Origin of the sequence: Actinomyces graevenitzii C83 (genome assembly GCF_000239695.1) — a bacterium.
Lineage (GTDB): Bacteria > Actinomycetota > Actinomycetes > Actinomycetales > Actinomycetaceae > Actinomyces > Actinomyces graevenitzii.
Genome location: NZ_JH470338.1, coordinates 954,645 through 980,713, shown reverse-complemented (window position 1 = coordinate 980,713; position 26,069 = coordinate 954,645). Strand labels below are relative to the sequence as shown.

Below are 26,069 nucleotides of genomic sequence, written 5' to 3'. Positions count from 1 at the left end.
GAGGGTAATGAACGAGCGTAAACGGGTCATTGATCTGACCTGGAGGATGGCTCGGCGCTCTATTTCCTCAGAATTTAAGGGAACTGCGCTGGGCCGTGCCTGGTCGTTTATCAACCCGCTAGCCACTATCGCGGTTTTCTCCGTGATTTTCGGTTTGGTTTTCCGTGGCGGGGTAGAGCCTGGTAAAAACTCAGGAATTGATGCTTTCGCGCTGTGGATCGGCGTGGGCATTATTGCCTGGAACTTTATCTCTAACTCAGTTATGCGGTCCATGGATTCCCTAGTGGGTAACGCTGGGCTATTAACTAAGGTGTATTTCCCGCGCCAAACCCTGGTTTATTCAGCGGTATTGGCTTTGGTTTATGATTTTGCCTTTGAATTAACGGTGCTACTGGTAATTATGCTGATTGCCGGTGGTCCTACAGTGCTGCTGTTTATTCCGCAGCTAATTGCTATTACCGTTTTAGCGGCCGTATTTACTACTGGTCTGGGTATGATGCTGGCTATTGCTAGTGTCTATTTCCGCGACATCTCTCACCTCTGGCAGATTTTTAACCAGGTGTGGATGTATGCCTCGGGTGTGGTTTTTCCGCTGTCTATGCTTGATCAGCTGCAAAACCGACTGTTTAACCAGGGCTGGCAAATTAATGGTCACCCCCTGCCGCTGACTACCACTTTCCGCATGAACCCGGCTGAGCTGTTCCTAGAGGCATACCGTAGCTGCCTATACGATTTTGCTAACCCTTCGCTGGGTGTGTGGCTTGGCTGCCTAGGCTGGGCCGTACTGTCTTTTGCAGTAGGACGCTGGGTCTTTAGCCGCTACAGTGCACGCATTGTGGAGGAACTGTAATGACTAACGCAATTACTATTAACGACGTTTCTAAACGTTTTAGGGTTTATAAAGACCGTAACCAGTCCCTTAAAGGTACATTTTTGAAGGGACGCCGGGCCCATTATGAGGATTTTTGGGCGCTTCAGGATATTACTTTCGATATTCCTGCCGGTAAAACTTTCGGTTTGATGGGGCATAACGGTTCGGGTAAATCTACCCTGCTTAAATGTATTGCCAAAATTCTTACCCCCGACACTGGCTCTATTAATGCAACCGGTCGTATGGCCGCCATGCTGGAGGTTGGTTCGGGTTTCCACCCGGAGCTGTCGGGGCGTGAAAACATTTACCTGAACGGCGCCATTTTGGGTATGAGCCCTAAAGAGATTGACTCTAAACTTGACGCCATTATTGATTTTTCCGGCGTGGAGCGCTTCATTGACCAGCCGGTTAAAAACTATTCCTCAGGCATGTATGTGCGCCTGGGCTTTTCGGTTTCTATCCATGTAGAGCCCGATATTTTGCTGGTTGATGAGGTACTTGCGGTTGGTGACCTAGAGTTCCAAAACAAGTGCATGGAGAAGTTCGCCCAGCTTAAGCAAGATGGCCGCACAGTAGTGGTGGTTAGCCACGGCCTTGAGCAGATGCGTTCCTTCTGTGACCAGGCAGCTTGGCTAGATCACGGCAAGCTGGTGGAGGTGGGTAACGCCGCCCAGGTGGTAGACACTTACTCTGACGTGGCCCACCAGGCCATTAAGGTTGAAGGTGGCGGCACTCGCTTTGGTACCGGCCAGGCACAGATAACCAAGATTGAAGTGCTTGATGAGTCCGGTGCGCCGGTAACTATGGTGCGTCCGGGCCAGGCAGTAAATATTCGACTGGATTATGAAGCCCATGAGCGCATTGAGGAGCCTGTTTTTGGGGTTTCTATCGACAGTCGCGACGGCGTATGGGTGTGGGGCCTGCATGGGCGCGACGCCGGATTTGTGCCCCGCTATATTGAGCCCGGTCGTGGCAGCCTACAGGTGCACATTCCGGCCTTGAACCTGTCACCGGGTTCTTTCACTATCTCCGCAGCCATCCAGAACAAGGAAATGACCGCGATTATTGATGCCCTGCAAAGGGGGCGGCGTTTTGATGTGCTGCCTGGGCCGGGTATGGAAAGTGGCGGCATAGTGATTTTGGGGGCCAGCTATGGCAACCTGCAGCCTGAGCGTGAAATGCTTTCAATCACCCCACGTGGCAAAGCCGAGTTTGATCAGCTAGCTCGTGAGCAGATCCGGCTAGCTGAAGAACTGCGCAAGCAGAAGGAAGCCGAGCGCGAAGCCGAGCAAAACCAAGACGGAGCAGAAGGCTGAGCCGCTAAAGAGCGCAGCTTTACTCACTGCTCGCTGACCCACGCAGCTTGTTTAGACGGGCACTTAAAGTGCTCTCTTGCAGCTGCCCGGTCAGTTCTTGCAATTGGGCTACCTGCTCGCTTAACTGCTGAACCTGCTTAGTTAAGGCGGCCACCTGCTGGTTTAAATCCGCGTGTACCAGGTTTAGAGCCTCATGTACACCCTGGGAAACCTGCTCAAGCTGGGCCTGGGAGCGGCGATAATATTCGGCGCTAACCAGCGCCTGGCCTAAAGCCGGGTTGGGGGAGTCGGTACGCAGATAGCTTTCCCTAATAGCCAGGTTGTCTTGCTGATGCTCTAGAGCGGCAGTGATCACCGAGTTGCCACTTTCACCAGCCAAACCTGGGCGCTGATGCCAAAAAGCTAGCGCCGGCCCCTCTAGGAAACCTGCCGGCTGAGCCTGCAATAGACGCAGGTTAAAGTCCCAATCAGCCTGGGTGCTCAGCCGCCCATCCCAATGCCCCACCAGATCAGCGCTGGCGCGGCGAATTAGCTGGGAAATAGGGGGAATATAGTTACCCACCAGCATATCGATCAGATTGAAACTGTGGCGTTCTAAAGCCAAATCGGCCCGCTCAAGAATAGTGATAGTGCCGTCAGATTCAAGTTTTTCGCTAACTAGCTGGGTGCGTGCAGCCACCGCCCCCAGGTGGGGATGAGCCTGCAAAAATGCCACAGTTTTGCTTAAAAACTGCGGGTCCCAAGTGTCGTCGTCGTCGTGAATGGCGAAGAAGGGGGCGCTGGCGCAGGCCAAACCAGATTCCAGGGCAGCCTCGCGCCCGTTAGAGACCCGGTTAGTCACCACCTGGGTGCGCTCTTGCAGCTCAGGGGTGGTTTTATCCAGGGCCGCCTGCACAATTTGGGTTTCGCCGCCGTCATTAACAATGATCAGCTCATAGTCACCCAGCTGCTGGGCCTGCACACTGGCCAGGGCGCGGGAGAGAAAAATGGGGCGATTGCGGGTACGCATAATCACGCTAACTAGCGCGCTCATGGTTTTCTCCTAAAACTAGCTAAAACTAGCCGATACGTGCGTACAGATCTTGCGGGGCGTGGGCTAGGGCCTGAACTAAGCCCTGGGCGCGAGCCTGGCGCTGGGGGCCTAAAAGCATACGCCCACCGGTATTAACCAGGGCCCGAGCCGCCACCGAGGCCGGGGCATAGCGGGTGGCTACGCGCAGACGGTTGCGGGTGTTCCAGGTGGTAAAAGCCGCTGAGGCCGAATCGGATGAAGCCGCGTGGGCGTGGCGGGCTTGGGCTTGGCGTACGTATTGCACGCGGTAGCCGGCGCGGCGTAGGCGGTAGGAAAAATCGGTGTCCTCGTAGTACATGAACAGGTCTTGACGCATCCCACCCAGTTGACGCCAGGCGCGGGCACTAATCGCGCAGGCCCCGCCGCAGATACCAAACACTTCAGGGCTGTCATGTTCCTGCTTGGCTGGGGCCAGCCAGGAGCGGTCATGGCCGTTACCGCAGGCATCTACTACGTTGCCGGTGGAGTTGATTAGCTCCACGCCGCTTGGGTCGCTAACCCAGATGCCGCCATCTAGACCCCGCAGCTGGGCTGAGCCGGTGCTGTGGGTGGCGCCAGTGGTGGGCTCGGTTTGCGCTTCGACGCCGGGGGAGTTAGGGCCGACGGCGCCGGGGGACTGTGGGCTGGAAGATTGTGGGCTGGCGGGCTCGACGGCGCCAGGGGGCTGCGGGCTGGCTGGCTCGGCACCGTCGTCAACAAGACGCCACCTACCCTCCAAAAGCAGGCGGGCAGTAGTGGCCTCCACCAGATCGTGACCCAGCGGGGCGGTCAGGGCGTCAACAAAACCCTCCAGTGCGTAGGCGTCACTGTTTAGCAGCACCAAGGCGTCCTGGCGCAGGTTACGTGCCCCCAAGTTAACCCCATAGCCAAAACCACCGTTGCGTCTAGCTTGCACCAGGCCAAAGCGGGCCGGTCCGGCGCTACCCAGCTGCGCCCCTAGACGGCGCAGGTGGTCCAGGGAATTATCGTGCGGATCGGCGCTGGCAGAGGCATTATCCACCACCACCAGCTCATCACCAGCTCGCAGCTGGGGCCACAGGGAGCGGGCAGCACGCTCAGTTAACAGCGGGGTACGCCAGTTAACGATTACTACCCGCACACTTTTACGCTGCTGACTCACTTTTGGGCCTGCTCCATAACCTGCTGGTAGACGCGCAGATGCGCCTTAGCACAAGCCTTCCAAGTCATGGTTTGGGCGCGCTCATAGCCAGCCAAAGCAAAATGGTCATGCTCACGGCCAAGTACCCGGCGCAGCCCGGCAGCAATCTGGTCGGGGTCGCTAGGCTCCACCAAAATTCCGCAATCTCCGGCCACCTCAGCGGTGGAAGTACCCAGTGAAGTCACCACCGGCACTGAATGGGCCATAGCCTCAAGCACCGGCAAGCCAAAACCTTCCCAATAGGAGGGGAACACAAAGGCACGCGCCCCCGCATAGGCTTGCTGCAAAGTGTCTTGGGCCAGGTGTCCGAGCACGTGCACGCGGGAAGTGCCGATAGCCTGAATCAACTGGCGTTCCACGGCGTCGTCGCCCCACCCGCTGGGGCCCACCAAAACCAGATCCAACTGCGGGAACTCGCCGGCAATACGGGAAAAAGCATGCAGCAAGCCGGGCAGGTTTTTACGCGGCTCACGGGTGCCAGTCCACAATACATAGGGGCGCGAAAGCCCATAGGCAGTGCGGAAAAGATCAATCTGGGAGGCGCTTACCTCCTGAACACTAACGCCGTGAGGAATCACATGCACGCGCTCAGAGTTAATCCCGGCCTCATAGCAGTCATCGGCGGTGGCCTGGGAGGGCACAATCACTGCCTGGGCCTCATTAATGGTGCGCTGTAAAGACTTACGGAAATAGCTGTTACCGCGCTTAGTGAAATGCTCCGGGTTACGCAAAAACGCCAGGTCATGCACGGTTACCACGAGCGGCTTACGGGTGGGGGGAATAGCCCAGGTAGTGGCGTGAACCAGGTCAGAAGCCGGCAAAATGGACTCAGCCAGGGGAGAGTGCAAACGGTTCCAGGCCTCATACAGGGCCGGGCGTGGCAAATTCGCGTAACGCACCGGCATAGTCTCCAAACCCACCGCGCTGGCGCCCGGATCATTATGGCTACGGCGGGCGGCAATACCGGCAACCTTCACCCCCTGGGCGCGCAGGCTGTGGGCCAGGTTAGTGATATAAGTGCCAGAACCACCAGGTACCGGCTGCCACATTTGCTCTACCACCATGGCCACGCGCACATCATTAGGCGCCTGAAAATCGCCTTGAACGGCGTCTTTAGCGGTTGAAGACTCAGTGGCGGGGGCGGAAGCAAACGACAATCGCATGTGCCAAGACTACCGCCCAGGCCTTTACCTTTATGCTAGTGACATGAAGGTGCTGCTAGATGCCACGGCCATCCCTGCAAATTTGGGCGGCGTGGGACGTTATGTAGATGATTTGGTGCCATGTTTGGTATCCCAAGGCGTTAACTTGGCTTTGGCGGTGCAAAGCCGCGACGCCGAGCATTTCGCCGCCCGCGCCCCGCGTGCTCACATCATCACCGTGCCACACCTGCTTGAACGCCGCCCAGTGCGCATGGCTTGGGAACAGACCGGCCTACCGGCCCTGGTACGTAAATGGCGCCCAGATGTACTGCACTGCCCCCACTACTCCTACCCCACGCGCATGGCGCTACCCAATGTGGGCGTGGCCGTAACCTTGCATGACGCCACGTTCTTCTCCCACCCCCAGGCCCACTCGCCGCTAAAGCAGCGGTACTTCACCGCCGCCATCACCCGCGCCTCCAACCACGCCGACGCGCTGATTGTGCCCTCCATTGCCACCCGCGACGAATCCATCAAATACGCCGGGGGTAGCCCCGAAAACTACTTCGTGGCCTACCACGGGGTAGACACCAAGCGTTTCTACCCGGTCTCAGATGCTGAACGCGAGCGCGTAGCCGCCTCCCTAGGCCTAGCCGGCCAGCCCTACATTGGTTTCCTGGGCACACTAGAGCCGCGCAAGAATGTGCCCGCACTGGTACGCGCCTGGGTGCAAGCCTTTAGTCAACAGCCCAACCCGCCGGCCCTGGTGCTAGCGGGCGGTAAAGGCTGGGATGAAGAAATCGAGCCGGCCCTAGCGGGCGTGCCCAGCCACATGCGCGTGCTGCGCCCGGGCTACCTGCCGCTAGAGGATCTACCCGGTTTCCTCTCCGGCTGCCAAGTTTTGGCCTACCCCAGTGTGGGCGAAGGCTTTGGCCTACCGGTGCTAGAAGCCATGGCTTGCGGCGCGGCCGTGCTAACCACCCGGGAGCTGTCTTTGCCTGAGGTGGGTGGCGACGCCGTAGCTTACTGTGAGCCCGACGTCGACTCTATCGCCGAGGCTCTAAGCTCACTTAGCGCTGACGCCACGCTACGCCAGCAGCTAGGGGTAGCCGCCCAAAAGCGCGCCAGCGAATTTACCTGGCAGCGCGCGGCGGTAGAACACATTAAGGCCTATGAGTATGCCGCTGCAGCTAAATCCTAAAATGCTGGCAAAACTGCGACAAAACACTGCTTTTCTAACCGCCTTGGCGGTAGTAGCAGCGCTGGCGGCAGCTTTCGCGGCAGCGGTGCTAATTATTCCCGTCAAAGGCGGGCACCTATCCGATAAGCAACAGTTACTGCGTGACTCGCTTTCGGGTGGTTTTGTGTCAGTCAAAAACGGTGACACCATTCAACAGCGCTTTACTGCCGCCGAAAACGGTTTAGACGGCCTACAAGGCCAGTTCAAACTGGGCATTATGGACTCTAGCTGCCGCCTAGAGCTGCGCCTGAGTGAAGTCCACCCTCTCCCCGGCACCCAAGCTTTGCTGCCCCCGCCGAGTAAATCCCAAGCGCAAGGCAGCACCCAAGCGCAAGGTAACGTCCAAGCGCAGGCGGCGGCGTCGGCCCCAAACGTCGCTGCCCCAAGCACGGCTAGCCAAAACGCGGCTAGCCAAAACTCCGCAGCCACCCCCAGCCCGACCACCACGCAAGTAGCCAGTCAAAGCTTGCCATGCGCTCAAGCCATGGTTAATGAGTCAGGCACCAAAATTATGGGTTTTAAACCCATCGCCAACTCCAAAGGCAAAACCTACCAAGTGTCGCTCAGCGTTAAAGCTGACAAACCCACCGTGGTAGTCACCCGCTACTACAACCCGGTCTCAGCTACAGACCCCGACCGCCCCAACGAAAAACGCAAACGCCACGTAGACAACCAGCCCAACTACCAGGTCAAAACCGGTGAACAGGTACTTAAAGCCGGCGGGGCCACTCTCAACAACCAAGAACTAGCCGGGCGCGAAGAAAACCTACGCGGCACCGGAGAAATCACCACCACCGGCCTACTACCTATCTATTCAGACGCCGGCTGGTGGGGCACTTTACAGCGCGGCCTGCAACGCTCCCAAGCGCTAGGACCCTGGTGGGTCAGCACCCCCGCGTTAGTGATTTGGTTTGCGGCCACAGCGGTCAGCGCCGTGGCAGCCGCCGTCCTAGCGGTGCGGCGCTCGCGGTGGACTGTGGCGCTGGTGGGGGCTTTTACCCTGTTCCAGGCGCTAGTGTGGGCGGCAGTTATCCCTATCTTCAACGGGATGGACGAGTACCAGCATGTGTCCTACATCCAGTATTTAGCTACCCACAATGGCCCTGACAGTGGCCTAACTCAGGGGAAAGCTAACTACTCTCCGCAGCTAGTACACGTCTATGAAGCCTCCAACCTGTTTTATGCCTGGGGCACAGACCGTTTTGACTACAGCCAGATTTCCTCGCTAAATAGCCAGCTGAATCAGCTGCCTGAGCGGGCGCTGGTACGGCCGCAAGTAACCCAGTACCCGCCCGGCTATTACCTGGCCGGGGCGCTGGTTTATAAGCTTTCACCGCACACGGGTCTAAGCCAGTACTACGATGTGCGCCTACTATCGGTGGCTTTAGCGGTAGTGGGGGCACTGGGCATGGCTTACTTTGCCCGCCAGCTGTTCCCGCGCCGGGCTTTGGTGGCCACGCTCGTGTCTTTGTCGGCGCTAGCTCACCCGATGATGGCCCACCAAAGCGCCATTATTAACAACGACATTTTGGTGATTAGCGCCAGTATCTGGGCCCTGGCTTTAGCTACCCGTGCCCTAAATGCGCAGCGCCCCCTGCGTTGGCTAGCTGGTGCAGGTGTGGCTACCGGTATTGCTATGGCTAAACCGCAAGGCATTTTGATTGCGGCCATGGTGGCTTTGGCGCTCATTGTGGTGGCGGTGCGTGCTCGTAGCTTCAAGCTAGCTCTTAAAGGCGGCTTGCTTAGCGGCGGCGGGTTCATTGCCGTGTATATCTGGTGGCCTATCTATCGCGTCATAGTGGGTTTTGGTTCAGTGATTGCCGCCCCGCGCCCACAGGTGAACCTGGTAAACGCCGGGGGAGGCCTAGCTATGGGGGCTGTGCGTCAGCGTAGCTTGTGGGAGCAGTGGCAGCTGTTCTGGAATGACCAGAGCGCAGATGACTACGCCCTGTTTAAAGCCCGCTGGATTAAGCAGTTCTTCGGTAACTTTGGCTGGCTGGATGTGTTCTACCCAACACGTATCTATAACTGGCTGGCTCAAATTATGACGTTGTTTGTGCTTGTCTGCTTGCTCTGGGTGGCCCAGCGCTGTGTGCGGCTGGTGCTTAACCGCTTGCGTCCCCTGGCGGTAAAGGCCGACGACGCTGCTGGGGTAAGTGGTGACGTTGCGGCTACGGACACTGCTCAGAGCTCAGAGGAGGGCGCCGTCGTCGCCAAAAAGCACGCAGGCCGACAGCTGGGAGCTATACGCAACCAAACCGCCACCTGGATTTGGTGGTGCCTGGCGTTAACCGTAGGCTACCTGGTAGCTATTAACCTGCTGGGCTTTATCTACTCCATCATGGCTGGACACGACGACCTGCTCCAAGGCCGCTATATCCTGCCTGCCGTGGCAGGGCTATACGCTCTGCCTGCCCTGTTAACCCAGGCAGCAGTGCAAAGCCTACAAAATAATCCCTGGCGTCCAGTGCGTGGCGCGTGGCTAGATAAACTAGTGCCAGCCGTGGCCTTAGCGGTTTTCGCCGCAGTCATGGCGCTGAACTTAGCGGGGCTGGGGGTTATCTTCGAGCGCTTCTATGTGTAATATTTCTAGCTTTTTAAAGCATAAAGTCACGGTAGCGGCTAACCTATTATTAGGCCGCGTCAGTTTGAGAACGGAAAAGTAATGCCCGATCAGTTAACCGTTGAATCTACTCCTATCCCCGGATTCCTACGCCTGACTTTGCCTGTCCATGGAGACAACCGCGGTTGGTTCAAGGAAAACTGGCAGCGTGAAAAGATGGTGGCGCTGGGTCTGCCCGATTTTGGCCCGGTGCAAAACAACATCTCATTTAACGATGAGGTGGGTGTTACCCGCGGTATTCACGCCGAGCCCTGGGACAAGTACGTTTCGGTAGCCACCGGTAAGGTTTTTGGTGCCTGGGTGGATTTGCGTGAAGGTCCTAGCTTCGGCCAGGTCTACACCACCATCATTGAGCCGGGTGTGGCCGTCTATGTGCCGCGCGGGGTGGGTAACTCCTACCAGACCCTAGAGCCCAACACGGCCTACACTTACCTGGTCAACGACCACTGGTCGCCGGATGCCGAATACACTTTCTTGAACCTAGCTGATGAAACTGTGGCTATTGACTGGCCCATCAGCCTGGATAAAGCCATCCTGTCTGACAAAGACCTGGCTCACCCGCGCCTAGAAGCAGTGACCCCCTTCCCGCCGGCAGTCAAGCGTGCGCTGGTAACCGGCGCCCACGGTCAGCTGGGCCGCGAGCTGATGCGTCAGCTACCCCAGGCCGGCTACCAGGTCACGGGGGTGGATCTACCTGAGGTAGACATTTCTGACACTGAGGCCATGGAGGCTTTTGATTTCTCCGCCTACGACGTGGTGATCAACGCCGCCGCCTGGACTGACGTGGATGGCGCCGAAACTGCCCAGGGCCGCCCGCTGGCTTGGAAGGCTAACGCCACTGGCCCGGCTAACCTGGCCCGCGCCGCCGCCAAGCACGGCTTCACCCTGGTGCACATCTCCACCGAGTATGTTTTTGACGGCACCGCCCAGGCTCACACTGAAACTGAGCCGCCCAGCCCGCTAGGTGTATACGCCCAGTCCAAGGCTGGTGGTGACGCCGCCGTCAGCGCCGCTCCCAAGCACTACCTGGTACGCACCAGCTGGGTGGTGGGTGACGGCAAGAACTTCATCCGCACTATGGCTGGCCTAGCTGAGCGCGGCGTTAAGCCGTCCGTGGTTGATGACCAGGTGGGGCGCCTAACCTTCACCAGTGATCTGGCCAGCGGCATTATCTACCTGCTGGGTCAGCAGGCCCCCTACGGCACCTACAACCTCACCGGTGGCGGCGAAGTAGTGTCTTGGGCGCAGGTAGCTAAGCGTGTTTATGAGCTAACCGGTCATGATCCCGCTGACGTAACTCCCATCAGCACCGCCGAGTACTTTGCTGGTAAGCAGGTAGCTCCCCGCCCGCTGGTATCCACCATGGATCTGAGCAAGATTGAGGCCATTGGCTTTAAGCCTTCTGATTCCATGCAGTTGCTAGAAACATACGTGCAAACCCTGCGTTCCTAAGCATTAACTAACCCTGGACCTGTTAATTTAGGTCCAGGGTTAAGTTTATATATGAAAGGTGCAGCCTCGTGAAGCTACCGCGTGTACCCCGAGCAGCATTGGTGGTGCTGGCTTTTTGCTTCGCTTTAGTCAGTGGCTTTAGCTGGGTTGTGGCCTCTGCGCCTGGCTCTAGCCCTGACGACGACTACCACTTGGTGTCCATGTGGTGTCCGCGCCCGGTTACTGAAAGCTGCGCTACTAAGGTAGTGCAGGGCCAGCTGCGGGTGGGTGTGCCCGAGGCTTTACCCGGTGCTACCTGCTCTTCTTTCCATGTCGATATTTCGCAGGCTATGTGTAACCGCTACTCCGATAAGCGTATTAGCTACTCGCTGCGTTACGACGACGGTAACTACCCTTACGGCTACTACCATTTCCACCACATGTTTAAGCCCCTGGGGGTGCAGGGCCTGGTTATAGCTTCACGCACCGCCAATATGGTTATAGCGCTGGCTTTGCTGGGGTCAATTGGCCTGCTGGCGCCGCCTAAGCTACGCGGGGCTTACCTGCTGGCAATGGGGGCGGCCTGGATGCCAATTGGCATCTATTTCATAACTTCTAATAACCCCTCTAGCTGGTCCGTTACGGGCGTGGCCGGCTTTAGCGCGGGGTTGCTGGCCTCCCTTTATGCCAGTGGACGACGGCGCTGGTACCTGCTGGCTTTGGCTTGCGTGGGGGCGCTGCTGTGCTACACCTCGCGGGCGGATGCCTCTTTCCATATCTTTGTGGTGGCGCTAGCTATCTGCGTTGCCTGCGCTAAGTGGCGCACTCACAAGGTACAGCTGGCTGTGGCCACCTTGGCCAGCGTAATTGGCGTGTATCTGATGTTATCCTCAGGCTCTGCCACTATCGCTGAGGGGCACGCTGAGGCAGTTTCCCCGCAGCAGAAGCTTGAAGCTATAGAACTTAACGTAACCCACCTAGCTAAGTTCTTCTCCGGTTTTTGGGGTCTGTGGGCTGGGGCCGGCTGGAAGGATATTCCTTCTGACGGCTACTCGGGCATGATCGCCATTTTGCTGGTGGGCTTCATTGTCATGCTGGGCGCTGAGCGTATTGGTTGGCGCAAGGCTATGGGGGCAATTATTACCCTGGGAGCTATGGTCGGTATTTCGGTGCTGGTAGCTACCCCGCCGGCTTTCCCCAACATGTTTGCCTACCAGCCGCGCTACGCTCAGCCGCTACTGTTTGCCTGGCTGCTGCCCTGGTTGTTCCTGGGTATTAAACGCCCGCTGCTGACCCGTTCACAGGCGGCGCTGTACTGGGCTGGCATGGTGGCCGTCAACGCGGTGTTCATGCACAAACTGATTTTCCGCTACACCCACGGCCTGGTGGGGGGACGCCACTTCTTAAACCTCAACTTTGATGTGCGCTGGTGGTGGCAAGATGCTTTGCTGACCCCCATGAGTACCTGGATGGTGGGGGCTCTGGCTTTCGCGCTAACCTCAGGAATTGTTATCTGGCTGCTGTTTGGGCCCGGAGCTATTAGTGCGCCCGCTGAGTTAGCGGCCCCAAGCGTCGCTGCTATAGCCGCCGGCGCCCCTAAGCCTGCTGCCGACGTCGCTACTGAGGTCGGCGTCGACTCTGAAGCCACCAACGCATCAGCCTAAAATTTAAGGAAATCAGTGCTTAACTCTTTGCTGATTATTATCCCGGCCTGGAATGAGGCTGAGGTTATTGGCTCAGTGCTTGAAGAGCTTACCGGTTTCTACCCTGACGCTCAGGTGTTGGTGGTCTCTGACGGCTCCACTGATGCCACCGCCCAAGTGGCCCGCGACCATGGCGCTAAAGTGCTAGAACTGCCCTACAACCTGGGGGTGGGCGGAGCTATGCGCGCCGGCTACCTGTACGCTCACCGCCACGGCTATGACTATGCCCTGCAGCTTGACGCCGACGGCCAACATAACCCCGCTGATATTCCCCAGCTGCTACAGGCAGCTACCCAAAGCGGCGCCAATGTGGTGATTGGGGCTCGCTTTGCTGGCAAGGGTAACTACAAGGTACGCGGCCCGCGTGCCTGGGCCATGAAGCTGCTTTCAGTGGTGCTTTCACGAGTAACTCACACCCGCCTTACTGATACCACTAGTGGCTTTAAACTCTGCGATAAACGCGCAATTAAACTGTTTGCAGCTAACTACCCGGCGGAATATCTAGGCGACACAGTAGAAGCCCTGGTTATTGCGGCTCGCTCAGGCCTAAAAGTCACCCAGGTGCCGGTACAGATGCGTCCACGCGCCGGGGGAGAACCCTCCCAGAACCCCCTGGCAGCCGCCAAGTTCTTGCTGCGCGCTATTTTGGCCTTGGGTGTGGCCCTAACCCAAACCAAGGCTAGCGCTGAGGAGGCATAATGCATCAGTCAAGCTACTGGTTAGGCGTTGTTTTTGGCGTCATTGTGTTTGTGACGGTATTTATTCGCCTGCGTAACTACGGTATGAAGGAACGCTACTCCACCTGGTGGATTGTTATTGCGGTTGGTTCAGTGCTGTTTTCAGTGTTCCCCAACCTGCTAAACGGCTTGTCGCGGGCCCTGGGGGTGCTCTCCTCCATGAACCTGGCATTTTTTGGTGCCGGGGTGGTGCTACTGCTGCTATCGCTGCGCTTAAGTGTTGATTTATCTCACGACGACGAAGAACGCCGGCGTCTAGCTGAAGAAATTGCCCTGCTACGCCAAGAGGTAGAGCAGCTAAAACAAGAACGTGACCAGCGCCCACCTAAGCCACTCAGCTAGCCGGCAAACCAGCCCCGCTAGTTAGAGCAGGCACTCCGCTAGTTAGCGCATCAGAGCAAGCTCAGTTAGCCAGTACCCGGGCGGCGATCTGCTGATACTGGCGTGCGCGCACCGGCCAACTCCACTGCTCAAGCAGCTCACGGCTAGCGGGAGCCTTAGGGGCACGCAGCATAGCGGTGACAGCTTTGTTAAGGGAGTCAACCGTGCGGGCGCTAGTGATGTTTACCGGCGCCCCCTGGGCCTCAAGCAGTTGTGCCCCAGGAACGGGGAAGGTAACTACCCGTCCACCTTCAGCGATTGCCTCCAGCAAGGTGGTTTGGAAGCCCTCAGACAAGACTGTGGGGTTCACTAGGGTAGCTCCCGCAATGGCTTGGCGCACTTGGGCGGGGCTGACGCGTCCGGGGATGTCGACGACGTCGTCGAGCTTGAGCTTAGCCGCCAAGTCACGGGCCGCCTGCAGCTGAGCGCCATCACCGAGCATCTGCCCAGTTAGCTGCTGGCCTGCGTCGCGCAGCTGAGCCAAGCAACGCAGGTAGGTTTCCCAACCTTTACCCTCCACCATGCGGCCAATAAACACCAGGTGATTGGGGCGCTGCGGGCCAGCATAGGAGGTTTCAGGCAGGTTGATGGCGTTGTAGAACACCTGTGGATCTTTAGCACCTAGGCGACCAGCAAAATCAGCGGCAGCCTCAGAAACCCCCAAAACCTGGGCGGCGTGGGTGGTTACGTAGCGGCCTAAACTCAGGTCCACAACCCGCGAACCGATAGCAATAATCGGGTTGGAGTTGTTAACAAAGTTGGAGCCGTGCTCGGTGTGAATATAGGGAAGACCTGCTTTTTGCGCGGCGCGGGCCCCCACAAAACTCATCGGGAAAAAGCGAGTGTGGGTGGAAACCACATCGATCTGCTTGGCTTTAAGGAAGCGGCTGATAGCGTTGGTACTGCCCAGGGCGGGGTAGCTGATTACTTCTGCGATAGGCAGATGACCGATACCGGTAAGCACCTGCACTTTACCGTCCTGGCGGATAGAGCGCTCAGAGTCCAAAGTCAGCACCCACACCTTATGGCCCAGTTGGGTGAGCTGATCAGCCAGGTTGAATGCGTGCATCTCTACGCCACCCAAACGCGGCGGGTAGGTGTTCAACACCATTGCGAAACGCATTTACTTCTCCTTAGGGCGACGCAGCTGCATAGTGAGCCAAAAACAGATTACGGTGGTGGCCATTGCGCCTAGGTAGGCTAATGAGGCACCTAGTAACCCTAATGGTGGGATAGCTACTACCACTAGTACGGTAATGACCACAGCGGCGGCAGCGTAACCCCAGAATACAGCCCGCTGCAGGCGCATGGTGGTAAGCGCGTAATACAAAATTACAGCGGCGGCGTTCAGGGCCCCGCCCCCTACCAGTACCACCAATTCCAGGCGGTAACCTGAAATGTCCTGGCCAAAGAAAAGATTCAAGATAGGCACGCCAATAGTTACTGTAGCTAAAGCCACTATGGCGAAAGCCCCCACTGTGGCCAGTAGACCCCGGCGCACAATAGCGCTAAAACCACTCCAATTATTTTCCACCCAGTAGGTGGCCATGCGGGTCAGTAGCGGCCTAAACACCAGCAGAGAAAGCATATTGATAGCCACCGCCGGCATGTAGATGATCGCGAAGTAGCCCTGGGCGGTGAAATCCATGAAGTACTTGATGCCATAACGCGGGGCGTTAGACAGGTACATAGCTGTAAATGACGCCAAAAACAGGGGAGCGCATTCAATCAAGAGACGCTTAATAGCCGCCCAATTCCAGCTGGGGGTGATACCAAAACTGGCGCGTGCGCCGGGGTAGAAGGCCACCACTAGCGCCACCACTGATACCACCAGGGAAACTAGGGAAGCGATAAACAGTGAATCGGTTAGCACCACCAGCAGGCAGAAAACCGCCATGGTGGTGAAAATACGCCAAAATGAGGCGCGCGCCCCTAAATCTAGGCGCCCTTCACGCTGAAACTCGCTGTAAAAAACATCCTCGTAGGCGTCAAAAACACGCAGCAAAGCGATCGCAATAACCAGCCCTACGCTGGTGCTCAGCCCGCCAGAAAACAGCGAGTAGACCACAATACCGGCGATCATGGCGGCCACAGTGAGTATGCGTGTGGCCAGGTAGATAGGGAAATCAAACTCGCGACGCACATCGGTGACGTGGAAGGTACGCACCTCATACATGCCCAGGGTCTGCCATTGTTGACCAATAGCGATAGCCAGTGAGAACACCCCACCTGCGGCCACACCGGCGCTATGGGTGACCACCGCCAGCATGATCACAATAGAAAATGAGCTGATCAGGCTGGAGGCGGTGTTCCAAAAATAGTCGCGGCTAAGCTGCGAAGCGCTCACTGGGGATCCCGGCTGTGGCTACCGTCTTCGTTAAAGTGCCAGCCGCCAAACTCTAGCCGGTAGGGACGGTGACCTACGCGCTGCTGGGGCGGGGGAGGAGTCATATAGTCACCAAAACCGCGCTTAAGCCAAGTGTCATAGTTAGCCGGCAGTTTAATGGTCAGGTGCTCAAAAGGCAGCTCAACCGTGTTTTTAAGCTCTGCTGCCGGCAGCGACCACTGCTGGGGGTTGCGGGTGGAGAAATCTGCCAGCCACGTCTTGGCCCCGGCCTGTTTTTCGTAGCTGCGGGCAGCGCGTTCCCAGTGCTTAATGAGCTTGGCTTGGCTTAGACGGGCAGTTTTCAGGCCCGTGTGTACTGTGCGCATAGCTAGTTGCACGGCCTTATCCACGCCGCCGCTTAAACCGGTGGAGGCGGTGGCACTACCGCGCAGGTACAGGGCCCGCGACCACACCCAGGTGCGGGCGCATTGGGCTTTAAAAGCCCGCTGGTTGGCTGGGCGTGCATCAAGCGGGAAAATGTCCACACCGATTGGCATCTCAAAGTCACGCCCGGCAGCTGCCTGCGAGATGAACTTGGTGCCTTTAAGCCCAAGTACGGCCACAGTGCCAGGGTAGTTGGCGTGGCTGTGGTGGCTGAGTAGCTCAAAGTCCTCACCCAGTAGGGCCGGGGCTTGGGCCAGTAGCTTTTCGTAGTCGGCGCGCACCATGCACACGTCGGCGTCGTCGTCCCAAGGGATAAAGCCCTGGTGACGTACCGCGCCAATGGCAGTGCCCCCGTAGGCCGCGTAGTTTAGCCCCAGCTGGTTGCATACCCGGTCAAGCTCACCTAGAACATAGGTGGTGGCTAGCTGTACCTGGCGCAAACTGGCTAGGTCCAGGCCCTCATCTGGGTCAATAGCGCTGCTGACAGCGGCCCCAGTGCCGACGTCGGCGCCGGCTTTGCGCCTACCTTGCCCGTTAGCTGCGGGGCTGGTAGCCGCACCAGGGGAGGCCTCTAAACCAATACCGGTTACCTGCGGGTAAGGCAGTAGATCCGTGTAGGGGCCAAAATCCACGATGCGTGGGATGTGACCGATACGCGCCTCGGGCGGGGGCAATTGCATATAGTCGCCGTAGCCGCGTCGCAGCCAGGCATCATACTGGGCCGGCAGCTGCACGGTGATGTCCTCAAAGGGCACCCGCACGGTAGGCAGCAGCTCAGAGTTAGTGATAATCCAGTTTTCCGGGTCGCGCATAGTGAAGTCAGCCATGCGCGTGGTGGGGGTGTGCTCCCAGGCCCGTACAGCTTTTTCCCAACGCCGCTGCAAGGTTTGCGGCGAGAGCTTAGCGGCTTTAAGAGCCCAGTTAGCGCCGGTGGTGGCGGTGTAAATGAGCTGTTTTTTAGTGCCGCTAATGCCGGGCAGGAAAGGCTTGGCAGTGCCGTGCAGGAACAGTAGCCGCCCCCACAGCCAAGAGGCCCTAGACATGCGCTTAAAGGCAACCGGATCGGCCGGAATATTGTCTACCGGCAGCACATCGATAAAGAAAGGCATCCGGTAGTCGCTGTCCACCGCGAAGTCAGGAATCAGCAGGGTGTCTTTAAGCACCATCTTGGTGAACATGAACGGGAAGTTAACTACTGTGCGCGTGTTGTGTAGCGCAAAGCGTTCATCTATAACCTGGGGGGCCAGGCTTAAGAAGCGTTCATAGTCACTGCGCCGCATAAGCACGTCTACGTCGTCGTCCCAAGGGATAAAGCCCTGGTGACGCACCGCGCCAATGGCGGTGCCTCCATAGACGGCGTAAGGAATATCCAGCTTGGTGCATACACGGTCAAACTCCGCCAAAATTTCTTTCAGCAGGGCGTGAATATTGTCTAGGAGCTGCTGGTCGCTCATAGGTTTCCTAACTTGCAGGTGGGCGATACAGCGATTCTAGCGGCTTTGACGCTTGAAAGAAGTCAGCTCACGCCAGTTTTCGGTAGCCGCCAGTACGGTGCCAACCAAAATCACTACACACAGCACGATTTGGATAGGCGCAGGCACGATCGACTGCAAAAGGAAGGCAAACAGCACTGCCCAAGCCGAGTAGGAAATGTTAAGCGCCATGGCCCGCGCGGCCCCCAGCAGGTCAATGGCCTTGTAATAGAACAGGTAGGAGGCGGTGCCGGCGGCGGCGGCCAAAGCTACCAGTCCCATCGCGCCGGGGCTGGTTAAAGCCTGCCCGGTGCTGCTTAAAGCGCCACCTAACGGCACCACTAGCACCAGGTAGGTTAGCCCCGAGGTGGTTTCGCGGATCTGCAGGGCCGTCTCATTGTCGACGGCGTCGTCGCGCATACCCCAAGCCAAAATCACGGCTTCACAGCCCCAGCCGACCACTGCCGCCAGGGCGCCGAGCACACCCCAAAGCGCTGAGCCAGAAACACTGGTGGAGGTGTAGCTGGTGGCAATAATGGCCCCAATAGCTACGGCCAGGGCGATTACCTGACGCGGACGCATCCGCTCTTTAAGCACTAGCACTGCCAGGGCCGTGCCCAAAGCCGGGTAGAAGGTGGAGATGATGGCGGTGTAACCGGCGCCGATCTGGTCAATAGCCAGCAGGTAACCGCTCATACCGATAGGCCCGCCCAGCAGCGCGGCCACCATAACGGCGCGGCCACTGCGCGTGTGCACTGCCCGCCAAGTGTCCTTTAGGCGCCCGCGCATGGCCATAAAGATCAGCAGGATCAGGGCGCAAATAGCGTCGTGTAAAGCCGCTGAGACTAGGGAGGCGTGGGCGTCGGTGGCGAAGGGGTTAAGCGCCAGCGCGATAGCTAAAATGACGGTGTCTAGGCCCCACAGGGCTCCTGAACCAATTCCGTAACGCATGGTTTACTCCTAATTATTTGCGTAATTATTTGCGCTGGTTTTAGCGGTTCACGCTGGTTTGGTACGCCGTGGCGACGACGTCACTAGCGGTCTCGGCTTGGGCGGCCTGCTCATAGGCGGCTAGTACCCAGTCAATGTTGTCGCTGGCGGCCTGGTAGTAGATGTAGAGCCACTGGCCCACGTCGTCGCCTTCAGCCTCCTTAACCAAAGACCACACGTACCAGCACCAACCAGCGAAAACTACGTAGGCGTAGAAGTGACGCTGCTGAGCGGCGGTGGGTTCAGCCTCAAGATAGGCGGCCAAGGCGGCGTCGGACTGGGCACGGCTCAAGCTGGCGCAAACCACCATGGTCCCAAAATCGGCAGCCGGGTCTGACATGCCCGCATACTCCCAGTCGATTAGATCGATTTCATTGTTAGAGGCGTCGTTAGAAACCAGGAAGTTGAGCGGGAAGAAGTCATTGTGGCTGGGCACCAACTGGTAGCCATCGGCCTCAGTGAAACGCTTTAGACGCATGATCTTGTCGCGCATCACCTGATAGTCGGGCACATCAATCGGCCCAAACTGGCGCAAAATCGCCTCATACTTTAGGCCCTCGGTGACAAAGTCAAAGTGGCGCGACAGGCGCATGTCACTGCTGTGCAGCGTGCGGGCCATATCCATAGCCCGGGTGAGCTGGGCCGGATCGTTAACGTCTAGGTTGGCGGCGTCGGGAATGAAACGTGAAATCTTCCAGCCCTTAACCGTGTCGCCGGTGATGAAGGTGTGGTCAATGCCCAGGTCGCGGGCCAAATTTAGGGCCTCAAACTCAGCGGCGCGATCCACGATCTTGTCCGTGCCCGCACCCGGGTGGCGGTAGACGTACTCCTGATCGCCCACCCTAAAGTGGCAAGACAGGTTAGTGATGCCCTGCTTAAGCGGGTAAAAATCGGTGATCTCATCAACCTGGCAGCCCAGTGTGGAGGTGATGTTGGTGAAAATATCAGAGTCGAGATTCTCCAGGAACATCGGGTCAAAGGAGCGAATCTCATCGACTGAATCAAACTCGTTAATTACCCCCTCCGGGTAGGGACGCATAACCATATTCAGTTCACGAATGTGGTCTAGGTAGATTGACTCCCACAGCTTGGGGGCAGTTTCAGGCAGGTGGTAGACACTTTCCAAAATACGGCGGAAAGTAGCTGAAAAAGCCCGGTCAAAGTAGACATGGCCAAGCATGTACCAGGCGTTGGCGCCGCCTACGCTAACGCCAGTAATACGTCCACCAGCGCCGGTAGTAATGCACCATTCAGCCGTGGGGCCCTGAGCGTACTGGGCCGAGTAGTAGGCCTGGTAAACATAGTCTTCGAAAGGATTGACCGTGAAGTAGTCATCCGAGGAGCAAATGTAGGTGTTAGCTAGCTGCTCACGCACCAGCCACAGTGAGCCGTTATTGTTGCGGGTGGCGTAGTCAGAGTTGACCACGATTTTGACCCCGTACTTGGCGGCCAGGTAGAAGAAATGCTCTTTCTTGTAGCCCACCACTACCGTGATGTCGTCAATGCCAGCCTCGCGCAGCTGCTCAATTTGGCGGTCGATTAGGGCCTGGCCGCGCACGCGTAAGGTGCCCTTGGGGCGCTCATAGGAGATAGGGGCAAAACGCTGGGATAGGCCCGCCGCCATAATGATGGCGTTATCCACCTTGTAGGGGGCTAGGGCTTGGCGACCGGATTCAGTTAGGGCGCGCTCGCTGATGTAACCGGCGGCTTCGCATTGGCGCACGGTGGAGTTGACGCTGCCCAGGGAGATATCGGTGAGCTGGTGCAGTTCACGCTGGGTGAGGGGTTTATCTGCGTGCAGCAGGGCTCGTAAAACCTCAAATTGCAGCTGCGATAATGTGGTGGGGCTGGAGGAACTCATAACAATCCGTTCACCGTAGCGTTACTAACTTGCGCGTTCGAATATATTACTACGGGCAGCAAATGTGAACAGGCTAGGCTCTAAAAGTGTCACACTGTACAAAGTTGCCTTGTGCTAGGCCCGCTTAGGGCCCGCTTAAAGCGCAGTTAAAGCCTGGGTGAGCACTAAATAGGCCCCGCCATTGGCGGGGCCTAGGAGCCTAAAAGGCTGTGGCGTTAGCCGGCATTAGTAGCTTTCAGCTAAAGCCGGTTAGCTGGTGCGACGCTAATAGGACGCTGATTTACTTGCCGCGCTCTAGTAGGTCTAGTAGGTACTGGCCGTAACCGGACTTAACCAGCGGCTCGGCGCGCTGACGCAGGCCGTCGTCGTCGATAAAGCCGTTGCGCCAGGCGATCTCCTCGGGGCAACCCACGCTCAGACCCTGACGGGCCTGGATGGTACGCACGAAGCTGGTGGCGTCAGCCAGGGAGTCGAAAGTACCGGTGTCTAGCCAGGCGGTGCCACGCGGCAGCGGCTCTACCTGCAGGCGGCCCTGTTCAAGGTAAGTGCGGTTAATGTCGGTGATTTCGTATTCGCCGCGAGCGCTGGGCTTGAGGTCGCGGGCGATGGAAACCACGTCATTGTCGTAGAAGTACAGGCCGGGCACAGCCCAGTTGGAGCGCGGCTTAGCCGGCTTTTCTTCAATGGACAGAGCCTTGAAATCAGCGTCAAACTCCACCACGCCGTAATCGCGGGGGTTGGCCACCTGGTAGGCAAAGACCACGCCGCCGTCGGGCTGGGTGTGGCGGCGCAGGCGCGTACCCATGCCGGGGCCGTAGAAGATGTTGTCACCCAGTACCAGAGCGGCAGACTCATTACCGATGAAGTCTGCACCCAGCACGAAAGCCTGAGCCAGGCCGTTGGGTTCTTTTTGTACGGTGTAGGACAGGTTTACGCCCAGCTGCGAGCCGTCGCCTAGTAGACGGTGGAAAGCCGGTGCGTCGTGGGGGGTAGTGATAACCAGGATTTCACTAATGCCGGCAATCATAAGAGTGCTCAGCGGGTAGTAAATCATGGGCTTGTCGTAGACGGGCACCAGCTGCTTTGAGGTGCCAAGGGTGATGGGGTTTAGTCGAGTGCCGGAACCACCGGCTAGTACGATGCCACGCATAAGTCCCATTGTTTCTTATTTGCGCTCTAAATGCACCTATTTGCCCCGGTGGGCTTGCTAAATGCGGGTAGTGGTTGGGGCATAAGGGGCCTTGCTAAGGCGAAAATGCTGGTTAAAGGCTTGTGTGCGCCACAAAACGGGTACAGCGGGCCACGTTTAACTGACAATTTAGGACTTATCGGCTAGCGTAGATCTGTCTTACACACCAGATGAAAGCAAATTCGATGGATCGACTCAGTGGTGCGGTTAAGAACTATGACTGGGGCTCCCCAAATGCTATCCCCGAGTTTTTGAATGTTCCCGCAGACGGTAAACCCTTCGGGGAGTTGTGGTTTGGCGGCCATGCTGGCGGCCCAACCCAGCTGCTCGCAGATGACGGCAGCGCATTAACCACCTCGCCTACCACCTTGGACCAGCTGGTAGCTAGCGACCCGGTGGGGGTGATGGGCGCTGATATTGTGGCGCGCTTTGGCGATCAGCTGCCTTACTTGTTTAAGGTGATTGCTCCTAACCAGCCGCTGTCGTTGCAGGTACACCCTGATATTGAGCGGGCACGCATTCGCTTTGATGATGAGGATGCGGCTGGGATTGCCATTGATGCCCCTAACCGCAATTACAAGGACCGCAACCACAAGCCGGAAATGGTACTGGCCCTGACCCGCTATGAGGCGGTTAGTGGTTTCCGTACTCCCCGCCGTGCCATTGAGGTGGTTGACGGCCTTAAGTCGCCGCTGGCTTGCGCGGTAGCGGAGTTCTTGCACGCTAACCCCACCCGTTTTGGGATTAAGAAGGCTTTTAGCTGGCTGCTTAGCCCGCAAACTCGCCCTACAGCTGAGCAGGTTGAGCAGCTGGTGGATGAGGTTGCGGCGCGAGCGGCGGCGGGGGCCTCGCCGTCTCCTCGCCTTGATACTTACATCATGGCTATGCAGGCGGCTTTCCCGGGCGACCCGGGGGTGGCGGCGGCGCTGCTATTAAACCCGGTTACTTTGCACCCGGGGGAGGCATTGTTTGTGCCCGCAGGTGCGGTGCACGCATATATTTCTGGTTTGGCTGTGGAGATCATGTCTGCCAGTGACAATGTGCTGCGTGCGGGCCTGACTCACAAGCATGTTGATGCCCCCGAGATGCTGGCCTGCGTGGACTATGTGGCGGCCCCGCCTATGCGTCCGGCCCCAGAGTGCCTCAGCGAGCACTGCCGCGCCTATAACGTGCCGGTGGAGGATTTTGAGCTGGTAGTTACCAAGGTCAGTGAGGCAGATGGCTCTGTTAAGGTGCCCGGACGTGGGCCGCGTACGCTGCTAAACGTTGATGGTGAGCTAACTGTTGATGCAGGCGGTAAGAGTTTGCTGCTGCGTCGCGGTCAGGCTGTTTTTGTGCGTGCCGACGACGGCGCCGTTAGCGTTAGCGGTCACGGCACCTTGGTCCAGGCTGACGTACCGTAAACCAGCTAAAGCGGTCAGCTGTCCTGTGCTAACTGCAAAGGCGCTCTAAACGCTGCGCTTAAACAAGGGGGCGAAAGCTTAGCTTTCGCCCCCTATGTGGTAGACGGGTGCTCTGTATTGTTACTAGGCCACCGTCAATCTATGTAACAAATATGATCTGGTCCAGTTAAAGAAGCGCGATAAACATTAAAGTAAGTTGCTAACATTTTTCATGCTCGTGTTAGCAGTCATTCTGGTTGTCATAATTTCGATTGGTGTTGCTGTAATTGTAACCAAAGTGGCTCCTACCTGCAGTTATGTGCAAAAAATTATGTACAAACATAACTACTTTGAGTTATATAATATAATAAATATCACATTTAGAAAATTCTCTTGTATGACGAACGTTCGTCACAACTAAGATGTTAATCACAGGGCCTCCCCATCCCTCTAGTTCATAGGAGAATTATCATGGACACCTTGTTCAGCAAATGTCTGCGACTTTTATTTGCTGCGACGCTAGGCTTAGTGCTTACTGTTTCTGTTGTTCCTACAGCATCAGCAAGTGATCACGGCTGCACTACCGGCTATACTTGTCTATATAAAGATGCAGGTTATAGTGGTGGACAGATAGACTTTCAGTGGTACATTCCAAACCTGGATAATTTCTTTTTCGAAGGTACCTATACCTGGGGTGGAGAAGAAGTATCCTCTACAATAAATCTTGGGACTACCTATAATGCCTGCCTATTTTCAGAAACTGGCGGACATGGTACCCATTTGGAGCTAGCAAAGGGTAATCACACTGTAGCCCTAAGCCGGTACTACTGGAATGACAAAGCAAAATCCGCTTATTTCCGTTCTTATACAGAAAGCTGGATGTCATGCAAACCGCAAAAGCTGTAATTTTGCGCCCACTTGCCGTGTTTTTCTGCTTATGCCTATGCATCTACTGCTGCGGCTGTGGAATTATTGGTTCTAAGCAATCTGCCCCAAGCGTGTCTGCCACTGTTTCTCCAGATGGTTTAGTGACCAAGAATCAGGAAACTTGGGCGCTTGCTACAGACCCTTATGTTGGCAGCAATAACGGCATGATAGTTGCGGTTACTGAAACCTATATTCAGATTTGTATGAATAAACAGGGTTTGTCGTACGAAGTGGAGCCTTATAGTCCCTCGCAAGGAACCTCAATTGTGGCTTCAGGCGGTGGGCGGCTGCTATTTAACGAAAAGATAGCTGCAAAATATGGCTATTCGGTTCCGCGCGAAGACAGTATTCAACCCCGCTTGGATCGTTGGAAAAAGCAGGATCAGCAACCCCAGGCTTGGAAACGGGCTCAAGAAAAGTGCTCGCAAGAGGCCACTAAAGAGCCACTTGCACAGCAGATCGAACATGATGGGGGAATTTCTCCTTCCTCAGCGCAGTACTCTGAACCTGACGGCCTTAAAGAAGCTGCCCAGCGTTGGCGTAAATGCATGGAACCATTAGGAATAACTGATTTAGCAGAGCACCCTGATGGAATCCCTTCCAAATCGCTATACGACAAATTCAATGGGGTTTCGGGCGAAGTGCAGTACAAGGATCCATTTGTGCACCCTGTATCGGCTTATGAGTTAAAAGTCGCTACCCAAGATGCCAAGTGTCGCACAGAAAGCGGATACACCAAATTGCAATATGAAACCGAATGGAGTGCTAGCTATATATATGTACAAAAGCACTTATCTGAATTGACTGCATTACGCCAGAAATCGCAGAAAATTCAGGCTAGGGCGGTCGAATTCTTAAAAGAAAACGGCAACTACGTTTCATAATGCGTGCTATAGGGGCGAAAGCTTAGCTTTCGCCCCTATGGTTTGTGCCTAACTGCAGCCTTCTTGGGCTAGGGCGCGGCGCATCTGGTCTGCCGGTAGTTGCGGGTCTAGCAGTAGGGCGGTGCGTCCATTTAGCCAAGCCCCCAAGGTTGCCAGCAGGGCCTGGCCGGTATCCGAAGTAGATATCGCTAATGGCGTAATCTCGTTAGCGTAACTTTCTTCGCTGTTCGGGCGTGTCGTCTTGGAGTTCAGGCTCAAAGACTGGCTGGTCCTATTTGTTTGTCCGGGGTTGATAGTGGCTTGATTTGGGCTTGATGCTGTTAAAGCTGTTATCTCCTGGGGTTTTTGTGAATCGTTAATGTCCGCTAATGTTTGGGCATAAAGTCCCGCTCGATCCAAAATCTGCTGGCGCGACTCAAGCTCGCCATTACTTAGCCAAGCGGGCGCGCCTGGCGCGCAGGCGATTGGTGCAAAACTGTCGGGATAAGACATCAAATCGGCAGCGCCGTCGAGAGTAAGTGGCGGCAGTGTTCCGGGCCAGCGTAGTGCCAAAGAAGCCAGGGGAGTGAGCACGCTAACTTCAGCTCCAGGATTTAAATTTTCCTCGCTGCAAGCCAGTGACAACTCTGCTTCCTGGTCACTGTCTAGCGTTAAAACGTTGCCAGCACGCCAAATTCCAGTCGCCCACACAATCGAACGCCAGTGTGGCGGCAGAGCCATATGAACGGTTAGACTGGGGGTGCCAATCTCACTATCTAGTAGCGCGGCCACCTTCGAGGACCACATATTGACTACGTGTCCACTCAATTCGATGCGCTCGCCAACCCCATACCAGATGATGGCCGGTTTATAAAGGTTCGGTAACAAATCGAACAAATGTTCAAATGACAAGCTTCTAGAGACCATGGCAAAATTAGAC

Annotated in this window: 20 protein-coding genes and 2 pseudogenes; 11 read left to right on the top strand and 11 right to left on the bottom strand. The window is 56.7% G+C overall.

Annotated elements, in window-relative coordinates; genetic code table 11:
- Window positions 1-7: 7 nt before the first annotated feature.
- Together HMPREF0045_RS04205 and HMPREF0045_RS04200 are read left to right on the top strand one after the other, a co-directional pair.
- Complete coding sequence (locus HMPREF0045_RS04205) at window positions 8-850, top strand: ABC transporter permease (protein ID WP_005985839.1); 843 nt, start codon at window positions 8-10, stop codon at window positions 848-850.
- On the top strand, window positions 850-2,187 hold the full coding sequence (locus HMPREF0045_RS04200) for an ABC transporter ATP-binding protein (RefSeq protein WP_005985836.1): 1,338 nt from the start codon (window positions 850-852) through the stop codon (window positions 2,185-2,187). Before HMPREF0045_RS04205 ends, HMPREF0045_RS04200 begins: the two co-directional genes overlap by 1 nt.
- Window positions 2,188-2,206: 19 nt before the next feature.
- Here HMPREF0045_RS04200 and HMPREF0045_RS04195 read toward each other — a convergent pair whose 3' ends face one another.
- From HMPREF0045_RS04195 to HMPREF0045_RS04185, 3 genes are read right to left on the bottom strand one after another with little or no spacing between them, the layout of a single operon-like run.
- Complete coding sequence (locus tag HMPREF0045_RS04195; protein WP_005985834.1) at window positions 2,207-3,220, bottom strand: glycosyltransferase family 2 protein; 1,014 nt, start codon at window positions 3,218-3,220, stop codon at window positions 2,207-2,209.
- Window positions 3,221-3,245: 25 nt separating this feature from the next.
- Window positions 3,246-4,379, bottom strand: a complete 1,134-nt coding sequence (locus tag HMPREF0045_RS04190) for a glycosyltransferase family 2 protein (RefSeq protein ID WP_005985832.1) — start codon at window positions 4,377-4,379, stop codon at window positions 3,246-3,248.
- A complete protein-coding gene (locus tag HMPREF0045_RS04185) occupies window positions 4,376-5,482 on the bottom strand; it encodes a glycosyltransferase family 4 protein (protein ID WP_196793413.1) in 1,107 nt (368 codons plus the stop codon). Before HMPREF0045_RS04185 ends, HMPREF0045_RS04190 begins: the two co-directional genes overlap by 4 nt.
- Before the next feature lie 142 nt (window positions 5,483-5,624).
- On the opposite strand from HMPREF0045_RS04185, the gene HMPREF0045_RS04180 reads away from it, so the two are divergent.
- The 6 genes from HMPREF0045_RS04180 (at window position 5,625) to HMPREF0045_RS04155 (ending at window position 13,636) form a co-directional block, all read left to right on the top strand.
- Window positions 5,625-6,761, top strand: coding sequence for a glycosyltransferase family 4 protein (locus HMPREF0045_RS04180; RefSeq protein WP_005985828.1), 1,137 nt, complete (start codon window positions 5,625-5,627; stop codon window positions 6,759-6,761).
- 1 nt (window position 6,762) lies between these two features.
- Entirely contained in the window at window positions 6,763-9,384 is a 2,622-nt protein-coding gene (locus HMPREF0045_RS04175) for a DUF6541 family protein (RefSeq protein ID WP_231196673.1), read from the top strand.
- Between the two features lie 81 nt (window positions 9,385-9,465).
- Window positions 9,466-10,875, top strand: a complete 1,410-nt coding sequence (locus HMPREF0045_RS04170; RefSeq protein WP_005985825.1) for a sugar nucleotide-binding protein — start codon at window positions 9,466-9,468, stop codon at window positions 10,873-10,875.
- Window positions 10,876-10,943: 68 nt separating this feature from the next.
- The gene (locus tag HMPREF0045_RS04165; protein ID WP_005985823.1) at window positions 10,944-12,518 is read left to right on the top strand and encodes a DUF2142 domain-containing protein; all 1,575 of its coding nucleotides are present in this window, start codon (window positions 10,944-10,946) and stop codon (window positions 12,516-12,518) included.
- Window positions 12,519-12,533: 15 nt separating this feature from the next.
- A complete protein-coding gene (locus HMPREF0045_RS04160; RefSeq protein ID WP_005985821.1) occupies window positions 12,534-13,256 on the top strand; it encodes a glycosyltransferase family 2 protein in 723 nt (240 codons plus the stop codon).
- Window positions 13,256-13,636 (top strand): DUF2304 domain-containing protein, encoded by a 381-nt coding sequence (locus HMPREF0045_RS04155; protein ID WP_005985818.1) that lies wholly within the window; start codon window positions 13,256-13,258, stop codon window positions 13,634-13,636. The genes HMPREF0045_RS04160 and HMPREF0045_RS04155 overlap by 1 nt, the downstream gene beginning before the upstream one ends.
- Window positions 13,637-13,697: 61 nt before the next feature.
- Here the strand turns inward: HMPREF0045_RS04155 and HMPREF0045_RS04150 are convergent, their stop codons facing one another.
- The 7 genes and pseudogenes from HMPREF0045_RS04150 to rfbA all read right to left on the bottom strand — a co-directional run bounded on the left by HMPREF0045_RS04150 (window position 13,698) and on the right by rfbA (window position 21,918).
- Window positions 13,698-14,798: a glycosyltransferase family 4 protein gene (locus tag HMPREF0045_RS04150; protein WP_005985816.1), complete on the bottom strand. Its 1,101-nt coding sequence runs from the start codon at window positions 14,796-14,798 to the stop codon at window positions 13,698-13,700.
- Window positions 14,799-16,022 (bottom strand): lipopolysaccharide biosynthesis protein, encoded by a 1,224-nt coding sequence (locus HMPREF0045_RS04145; protein ID WP_005985814.1) that lies wholly within the window; start codon window positions 16,020-16,022, stop codon window positions 14,799-14,801.
- A pseudogene (locus tag HMPREF0045_RS11315) lies at window positions 16,019-16,819 on the bottom strand (LicD family protein); the annotation flags it as partial. The gene HMPREF0045_RS04145 and the pseudogene HMPREF0045_RS11315, both read right to left, overlap by 4 nt.
- 228 nt (window positions 16,820-17,047) lie before the next feature.
- Window positions 17,048-17,899: pseudogene (locus HMPREF0045_RS11310) on the bottom strand (LicD family protein); the annotation flags it as partial.
- 36 nt (window positions 17,900-17,935) lie between these two features.
- Window positions 17,936-18,868: a DMT family transporter gene (locus HMPREF0045_RS04135; protein ID WP_005985811.1), complete on the bottom strand. Its 933-nt coding sequence runs from the start codon at window positions 18,866-18,868 to the stop codon at window positions 17,936-17,938.
- Between the two features lie 40 nt (window positions 18,869-18,908).
- Window positions 18,909-20,768 (bottom strand): phosphotransferase, encoded by a 1,860-nt coding sequence (locus tag HMPREF0045_RS04130; RefSeq protein ID WP_005985809.1) that lies wholly within the window; start codon window positions 20,766-20,768, stop codon window positions 18,909-18,911.
- A gap of 280 nt (window positions 20,769-21,048) precedes the next feature.
- Window positions 21,049-21,918: a glucose-1-phosphate thymidylyltransferase RfbA gene (gene rfbA, locus HMPREF0045_RS04125; protein ID WP_005985807.1), complete on the bottom strand. Its 870-nt coding sequence runs from the start codon at window positions 21,916-21,918 to the stop codon at window positions 21,049-21,051.
- 224 nt (window positions 21,919-22,142) lie between these two features.
- On the opposite strand from rfbA, the gene manA reads away from it, so the two are divergent.
- From manA to HMPREF0045_RS04115, 3 genes are all read left to right on the top strand, one after another.
- Complete coding sequence (gene manA, locus HMPREF0045_RS04120; RefSeq protein WP_005985805.1) at window positions 22,143-23,360, top strand: mannose-6-phosphate isomerase, class I; 1,218 nt, start codon at window positions 22,143-22,145, stop codon at window positions 23,358-23,360.
- Window positions 23,361-23,810: 450 nt separating this feature from the next.
- Window positions 23,811-24,245 (top strand): peptidase inhibitor family I36 protein, encoded by a 435-nt coding sequence (locus HMPREF0045_RS10425; protein ID WP_005985801.1) that lies wholly within the window; start codon window positions 23,811-23,813, stop codon window positions 24,243-24,245.
- The gene (locus HMPREF0045_RS04115; RefSeq protein ID WP_005985799.1) at window positions 24,224-25,150 is read left to right on the top strand and encodes a hypothetical protein; all 927 of its coding nucleotides are present in this window, start codon (window positions 24,224-24,226) and stop codon (window positions 25,148-25,150) included. Before HMPREF0045_RS10425 ends, HMPREF0045_RS04115 begins: the two co-directional genes overlap by 22 nt.
- 48 nt (window positions 25,151-25,198) lie before the next feature.
- Here the strand turns inward: HMPREF0045_RS04115 and HMPREF0045_RS09565 are convergent, their stop codons facing one another.
- Window positions 25,199-26,026, bottom strand: coding sequence for a TIGR03089 family protein (locus HMPREF0045_RS09565; protein WP_155813089.1), 828 nt, complete (start codon window positions 26,024-26,026; stop codon window positions 25,199-25,201).
- Window positions 26,027-26,069: the final 43 nt, after the last annotated feature.

What these genes read in the sequence shown, in the direction of transcription:
- HMPREF0045_RS04205 (WP_005985839.1), top strand. Translation starts at nt 8, where the DNA reads ATGAACGAGCGTAAACGGGTCATTGATCTGACCTGGAGGATGGCTCGG.
- HMPREF0045_RS04200 (WP_005985836.1), top strand. Translation starts at nt 850, where the DNA reads ATGACTAACGCAATTACTATTAACGACGTTTCTAAACGTTTTAGGGTT.
- HMPREF0045_RS04195 (WP_005985834.1), bottom strand. Translation starts at nt 3,220, where the DNA reads ATGAGCGCGCTAGTTAGCGTGATTATGCGTACCCGCAATCGCCCCATT.
- HMPREF0045_RS04185 (WP_196793413.1), bottom strand. Translation starts at nt 5,482, where the DNA reads ATGGTGGTAGAGCAAATGTGGCAGCCGGTACCTGGTGGTTCTGGCACT.
- HMPREF0045_RS04180 (WP_005985828.1), top strand. Translation starts at nt 5,625, where the DNA reads ATGAAGGTGCTGCTAGATGCCACGGCCATCCCTGCAAATTTGGGCGGC.
- HMPREF0045_RS04175 (WP_231196673.1), top strand. Translation starts at nt 6,763, where the DNA reads ATGCTGGCAAAACTGCGACAAAACACTGCTTTTCTAACCGCCTTGGCG.
- HMPREF0045_RS04170 (WP_005985825.1), top strand. Translation starts at nt 9,466, where the DNA reads ATGCCCGATCAGTTAACCGTTGAATCTACTCCTATCCCCGGATTCCTA.
- HMPREF0045_RS04155 (WP_005985818.1), top strand. Translation starts at nt 13,256, where the DNA reads ATGCATCAGTCAAGCTACTGGTTAGGCGTTGTTTTTGGCGTCATTGTG.
- HMPREF0045_RS04150 (WP_005985816.1), bottom strand. Translation starts at nt 14,798, where the DNA reads ATGCGTTTCGCAATGGTGTTGAACACCTACCCGCCGCGTTTGGGTGGC.
- HMPREF0045_RS04135 (WP_005985811.1), bottom strand. Translation starts at nt 18,868, where the DNA reads ATGCGTTACGGAATTGGTTCAGGAGCCCTGTGGGGCCTAGACACCGTC.
- HMPREF0045_RS04130 (WP_005985809.1), bottom strand. Translation starts at nt 20,768, where the DNA reads ATGAGTTCCTCCAGCCCCACCACATTATCGCAGCTGCAATTTGAGGTT.
- rfbA (WP_005985807.1), bottom strand. Translation starts at nt 21,918, where the DNA reads ATGCGTGGCATCGTACTAGCCGGTGGTTCCGGCACTCGACTAAACCCC.
- manA (WP_005985805.1), top strand. Translation starts at nt 22,143, where the DNA reads ATGGATCGACTCAGTGGTGCGGTTAAGAACTATGACTGGGGCTCCCCA.
- HMPREF0045_RS10425 (WP_005985801.1), top strand. Translation starts at nt 23,811, where the DNA reads ATGGACACCTTGTTCAGCAAATGTCTGCGACTTTTATTTGCTGCGACG.
- HMPREF0045_RS04115 (WP_005985799.1), top strand. Translation starts at nt 24,224, where the DNA reads ATGCAAACCGCAAAAGCTGTAATTTTGCGCCCACTTGCCGTGTTTTTC.